The organism is Mycolicibacter senuensis, assembly GCF_003284925.1.
Classification (GTDB): Bacteria; Actinomycetota; Actinomycetes; order Mycobacteriales; family Mycobacteriaceae; genus Mycobacterium; species Mycobacterium algericum_A.
Window position 1 is genome coordinate 40,191 of the sequence record NZ_QMEX01000019.1, and the last position, 6,110, is coordinate 46,300.

Genomic DNA, 6,110 nt, shown 5'->3' on the forward strand with positions numbered 1-6,110 from the left:
GCTCAACGATTGACGAAGCCGCAACATCGGCGTCAAATGACCACGGAGAGGCGGGATCGAAGTGCGGGCAACAGTGTCGCGGTTCATGTCAGGAGTCGCCGAAAAGGCCGACCGCACGATCGGATGGTCCCGGCTGCCCAGGCCGCTGGCGGTCGCGGTGTTGGTCGGGCTGCGCAATCAGCTTCGGGCATACAACCTTTACGACGTCGGCCGCGGCCCCGCCGACCATCCCCCCGACGACGCACCGGCCGAAAGCGACCGGCTGGGCGCCCGCACTCTCAACGGCACCTATAACGATGTCGACGACCCGCTGATGGGTTCGGTGGGAAGCAGGTTCGGCCGTAATGTTCCGCTTTCGCATACCTACCCCGAGGATCCCGCGCAGCTGCTGGAGCCCAATCCGCGGTTGATCAGCCGGCAGCTGCTCGGCCGCGACGAATTTGCGCCGGCGACCACGCTCAACCTGCTGGCCGCCGCCTGGATCCAGTTCGAGGTGCACGACTGGTTCAGTCACGGCACTGTCGACGAGCAGCCCTGGCGGATCCCGCTGCACGACCATGACCCCTGGCCGCAGCGACCGATGACGATCAAACGGGCGGCGCCGGACCCCAGCCCCGACGCCGACGGTCCGCCCACGTTCGTGACCGGCGACACCCACTGGTGGGACGCCTCGCAGATCTACGGTTCCACACCGGAATTCTGTGCTGCGCTGCGCACCGGCGACAAGGGTCAGCTCAAGCTGGATCAGATGGGGCTACCGCCGGCCGAGCTGGAGCGCTACCTGGACCTGACCGGTGCGGCCGGGAACTTCTGGGTCGGCCTCGCCCTTTTGCACTCGCTGTTCATGCGCGAGCACAACGCGATATGTGAACGGCTGGCCGCCCGGTACCCGCAGCTGGGTGATCAGGAACTCTACGACAAGGCCCGGCTGGTCAACGCCGCACTGATCGCCAAGATCCACACCATCGATTGGACCCCGGCCATCATCGCCCACCCGACAACCGTGTTCGCTATGCGCGCGAACTGGTTCGGGATTCTGGGCGAGCGGTTCCGGCGTCGCTTCGGGCGCATCACCGACAGCGAAGTGCTGCAGGGCATACCCGGGTCACCCACCAACCACCATGGCGTTCCCTACTCGCTCACCGAGGAGTTCGTGGCGGTCTACCGGATGCATCCCCTGATCCCCGACAGTTTCCAGTTCCGCTCGGCGGCCGATGACCGTGTGGTGGCCGAACACGCGTTTCCCGACCTGACACTGCTGCACGTGCGCGAGCGGCTGAGCGAGATACCGATGGCCGACCTCTTCTACTCGTTCGGTCGCGCCCACCCCGGGGCCCTCACGCTGCACAACTTCCCGCGGCACTTGCAGCACTTCGAGCGCCCGGATGGATCGCTGATCGACCTGGCGGCCACCGACATCTTGAGGGTGCGTGAGCGGGGTGTGCCGCGCTATAACGAGTTCCGGCGCCTGCTGCGCCTCGCACCGGTGTCGTCGTTCGAGGAGTTGACCGACAACCCGGCGTGGGCCGAGGAACTACGTCAGATCTACGGCGACGTGGAGCGGGTCGACCTGATGGTCGGGCTCTTCGCCGAACCCAAGCCGAGGGGATTCGGCTTCAGTGACACCGCGTTTCGGATCTTCGTCCTGATGGCATCGCGCCGACTCGCCAGTGACCGCTTCTTCACCCGCGACTTCCGTCCGGAGGTCTACACCGCGGCGGGGCTGGACTGGGTCGCCGACAATGACATGCGTCGCGTGCTGCTGCGCCATTTCCCGACACTGGCACCGGCCCTGGAGGGCGTGGCCAATCCCTTCGCGCCCTGGCATCCCGTCGGTGAAACCCCGCGCAGCTATGTGCGCTACCGCGAAGACCTGGAGCGGCCACGATCCGACGAGAACGAGGTGATCGACAAGATCACCGCCTCGCTGCGCCACAACAACGAACGGGCCTACCGCAAGTTCAAGCACGGGCTGCGCGACGCGCACGCCAAGAGCCATGCGATCCTGCGCGGCGAACTCACCGTCTATCCCGACCTCCCCGAGGAACTGGCGCAGGGACTGTTCGCCGCGCCCGCGACCTACCCGGTGATCGCGCGGATCTCCACCACCTCGGGTGTGCTGCGCAGCGATCAGATCCGCGGGGTCCGCGGACTTGCCATCAAGGTTCTCGGCGTGCACGGACCGCGCGCCCTGGCCGATGACGATGCCACTACGCAGGATTTCATCATGGTGACCCACCGCGAGTTCTTGTTCGCCGACGCCCATGCCTACCTGGCGCAGGGAATGCCGACCGCCCGCGTGCTGGCGATGCTGCCGGACCGTGTGCTGTGGGCGGGCAGTGAGGTCTTGGCCGCGGCCACCAAGGTCGGTGTGCGGCTGCCCTCGAACCTCGCGGTTTTCATCGCGGCCAACACCCACATCCTGGGCGAGACGTTCTATTCGTCGGCGCCGCTGCGCTACGGCGACTACGTCGCGAAGATGCTCTACGCGCCGCTGTCGGACGCCGTGAAAAACCTGCAGGGTCAGCTGGTGCCCCGCGATGCCGGCCAGGACGCCCATCGCGACCTGATGATCGACTTCTTCCGCGATAACGCCGCCGAATACGAGTTGCGCGTGCAACTGTGCACCGACGTCGTGACGATGCCGATCGAAGACGCCACGGTGGCGTGGCCAGAAGCCGCGTCGCCGCACCGGCCGGTGGCCAAGATAACTTTTCCCCGCCAGAATCCGTGCAGCCCGGAGCGACGCGCCTTCGGCGACGATGTGCTGTCGTTCAACTCCTGGCGCGCGCTGGCCGATCACCGGCCCCTCGGCTCCATCAACCGGCTCAAGCTGCAGGTGTATGAGGCGTCGAGCCAATACCGCCACACCGTGAATGCCGCGCCCCGAATCGAACCGACCGATATCGCGCAGCTGCCGGACTGACGCCGGTGGGCCGCCGGCACCGCTGCGCCAGGGCAGCGAAAACGCGGTCGGCGAAATGGAAAATTCCTGGTGACGTGAGGGAAAGGCGGACTTACACTGTCAATTCATGGCAGGCGGTTGGCGGCTGCTCGATCGCCCCGCGGAATACGAGGCGATCCGCTCCTCGCTGAGCGACGAGGACAGTCGCGGCGTGGTGCTGGTGGGCTCCGCGGGAGTCGGCAAGACCACGTTGGCCCGTGCCGTCACCGCATCATTGCGCTCGCAGGTGCACTGGGCGGCGTGCACGGAATCCTCGCGCAGTATCCCCCTGGGGGTGTTCGCCCAATGGGTGGAGCCGTCCGCATCCCGTGACCCGATCGCGCTGCTGATGTCGGCGCGCAAATCCCTTCTCGCCAACGGCGATACCGTTATCGGCGTCGACGACGCCCACCTGTTGGACCAACTGACGGCCACCCTGCTGCACCAGCTCGTGGTCGAGCGGGCGGCGCGGGTGGTGGCCACCGTGCGTAGCGGCGAACCGGTTCTCGACGCGGTCACCGCGCTGTGGAAGGACGGGAACCTGCAACGGCTCGAACTCGAGGTGTTCACCAAGGAACAATGTGTCGCGCTGGTCGAATCGGTCCTCGGTGGGACGCTCGAGGGGCTCAGCGCCGACGTCATGTGGGAATCGACGGGCGGCAATCCGCTGTTCCTGCGCCACCTGGTGGAGGGGGCCGTCGATGCGGGGACCCTGGCCGAAGTCAACGGAGTGTGGCAGCTGCGTGGCCGGACGACGGTGCCGTCCGGCCTGGCGGCATTGCTCGATGAACGTCTCGACCGCGCCGGCGATGACGTCGTCGGCGCATTGAAGCTGTTGGCGCTGTGCGAACCACTCGACATCGACGCGCTGTGCGAGTTGGCCGGTGAGGAGGCGGTGGACGCCGCGGAGGTGCAGGGCCTGATCCGGGTCGCCCAGGACGGTCGGCACCCCACCGCGCGGTTCAGCCATCCGGTATTCGGTGACGTCGTCCGCCGCCGGGTCGGCACCGCGTCGTCGCGCAGCCTGCGGGGCCGGATCGTGCAGGTGCTTCGAGACCGTGAACTGGATTCGGCGGCGGACCGCATCCGGCTGGCGCACTTGTGTATCGACAGCGACCAGATCGTCGAAATGGACCTGCTCGTCAGCGCGGCCAAAGATGCGATCTTCCTGTCGAATCTCCCGCTTGGGGAGCGGCTGGCACGTGCGGCCTTTGAGCGGGGCGGTGGTTTGCGCGCCGCCGAGCTCCTGTCGCGGGCGCTGTTGTGGCAGGGGCATCCGGTACAAGCTGACGAGATCCTCACCCGTTTCGATCCCGCCCACCTCGATGAGCTGCAACTCGTGCAGTGGGGCATCCCGCGGCTGTCGATCCTGTTCTGGTCGATGGGTGATATCGCGCAGGCCACCGAGCTGTTGGCGCTGTTGCGCACTCGCGTGCAACACCCGGCCCTGAAGCTCATCGTGGACGCCACCGGGTCGGCAATGGCGGTCCACCAGAACCAGATCGAGGAAGGACTGACCGCAGCCGAGCAGGTGCTGGCGGACCCTCAAGCCCCCAAGCAGGCCATCGATTTCGCTGCCTTCGGTGCGGGACTCGCCATGCCGCTCGCGGGCCGCGGCGGCGATTTCGAACCGATCGCCGCCAGGTGTCGCGCCGAGCAGAAGGCCACTGACGGCATGCTGCGGGTGATGGTGCGCTACGGCGATGTGCTGGCACTGACCTACCTCGGAAACCTCGACTTGGCCGATCAGCGGGTCGCTGACTACACGCAGTTCTCCTCTGCCGAGCAGTTCGTCGGTTGGGCCATCGCCAAGATCATGGCCGGTCTGGTCGCGACGTATCGCGGCCGATTCCGCGAGGCGATCTCGTCGATGGAGCAGGCGATCGCGGCGCTGAACGCCGAGGCCTCACTGCCGTGGCAGCTACCCGCACGGGTGTTGCTGGTGCGCGCGTACGCCGCACTGACCAACGTCGACGAGGCCGAGCGGGTCCTCGACGACACCCAGGAGCACACCGGCCCGCACGAGGCGCTGTGGGAGCCGCAGGTGATGATCGCCAAGGCGTGGCTTGCCGCGGCCAAGGGCGGCGAACGCTCGGCGGTCGACTTGGCCCGCGCCGCCGCGGATCTCGCCCACACATCGGGACAGTACGCGGTGGAGGCCGAAGCGCTGCACCATGCCGCCCGGTTCGGTGACCGCACCGTCGCAGGCCGATTGGGGACATTGGCGACACGCATTGAGGGACCGGTCGCGGCCATGTACGCCCGACACGCCGACGCCGTCGCCGCCTCCAAAGCGTCCGGCCTGGACGCGGTCAGTGTCGAATTCGAAGGCGCGGGTTTGATGTTGTCCGCCGCGGACGCCGCCGCGCAGGCGGTGCCGCTATACGAGCGTGCCGGTCAGCGGCGCCGTAGCGCGGAGTCGGCGGCGCGTGCGCTGTGGCTGGCCACCCAATGCGACGGGGCGATGACACCGGCGATCAGAACCGCCGCGCGGCCCCTGCCGGTGACCTCCCGCGAGCGCGAGATCGCGGCGCTGATTGCCCGTGGTCTGTCAAATCGTCAGATCGCCGAGCGGCTGACCGTGTCGGTGCGCACGGTCGAAGGTCACATCTACCGAGCCTGCATCAAACTCGACATCGCCGATCGCGAGGAACTCGCGAAGATCGTCTGGCACGGCCCGACCACCTAGCCCACCGGCTGCGGTTCAGCCCTGCGCGCGACAGGACTGGCTCCAGCCGCTGGGGATCATCGGCAGCTGCGGTCCGCTGCCGAACCGATCGTCGGCGAGGGCGGTCAGCCCCGCCGCACGCCGGCCCGCATCGGCGACCGTGCCGACGAAGCCCAGCGTGCCGGCGCCGGAATCCGATGCGCTCGGCGACTCGGTGAAGTCCGGCGACACCGCGATGTTCATGTCCATGTACTCGTCGCCGAACCCGTGCTGCTGGGTGCGGCGGCGCCGACGGCGCTGCTGGGCTTCGTGGAGCGCGGCGGCTGCCGCGGGTGCGGCTTGGCTCTCCGAGGCCTCCTCCTCGGCGCTGCGGGATCGGCGGGAGCCGGTGCGCTGTCGTTCCGAGGCCGAGGCGCTGCTCACCAGATACATCGAGGAAGTGGGCCCGAAACCGACGCCCGGGGGCCGGGGCCGCCCCGGCTGGCACCTGGAGTGCTC

Annotated in this window: 3 protein-coding genes and 1 pseudogene; 3 read left to right on the forward strand and 1 reads right to left on the reverse strand. The window is 67.8% G+C overall.

The window, feature by feature from the left end; genetic code table 11:
- Positions 1-55: 55 nt before the first annotated feature.
- From DQP56_RS25195 to DQP56_RS07995, 3 genes and pseudogenes are all read left to right on the forward strand, one after another.
- Positions 56-1,852 (forward strand): annotated as a pseudogene (locus DQP56_RS25195) (peroxidase family protein); the annotation flags it as partial.
- A 3-nt stretch (positions 1,853-1,855) separates the two neighbouring features.
- Positions 1,856-2,926 (forward strand): catalase family protein, encoded by a 1,071-nt coding sequence (locus tag DQP56_RS25200; protein ID WP_234825554.1) that lies wholly within the window; start codon positions 1,856-1,858, stop codon positions 2,924-2,926.
- Between the two features lie 106 nt (positions 2,927-3,032).
- Positions 3,033-5,633, forward strand: a complete 2,601-nt coding sequence (locus DQP56_RS07995) for a LuxR C-terminal-related transcriptional regulator (RefSeq protein ID WP_112684421.1) — start codon at positions 3,033-3,035, stop codon at positions 5,631-5,633.
- 15 nt (positions 5,634-5,648) lie between these two features.
- Here DQP56_RS07995 and DQP56_RS08000 read toward each other — a convergent pair.
- On the reverse strand, positions 5,649-6,110 hold a 462-nt coding region (locus tag DQP56_RS08000), incomplete at its 5' end, for a PPW family C-terminal domain-containing PPE protein (RefSeq protein ID WP_526022703.1).

Coding starts and splice junctions, on each gene's coding strand:
- DQP56_RS07995 (WP_112684421.1), top strand. CDS start 3,033: ATGGCAGGCGGTTGGCGGCTGCTCGATCGCCCCGCGGAATACGAGGCG.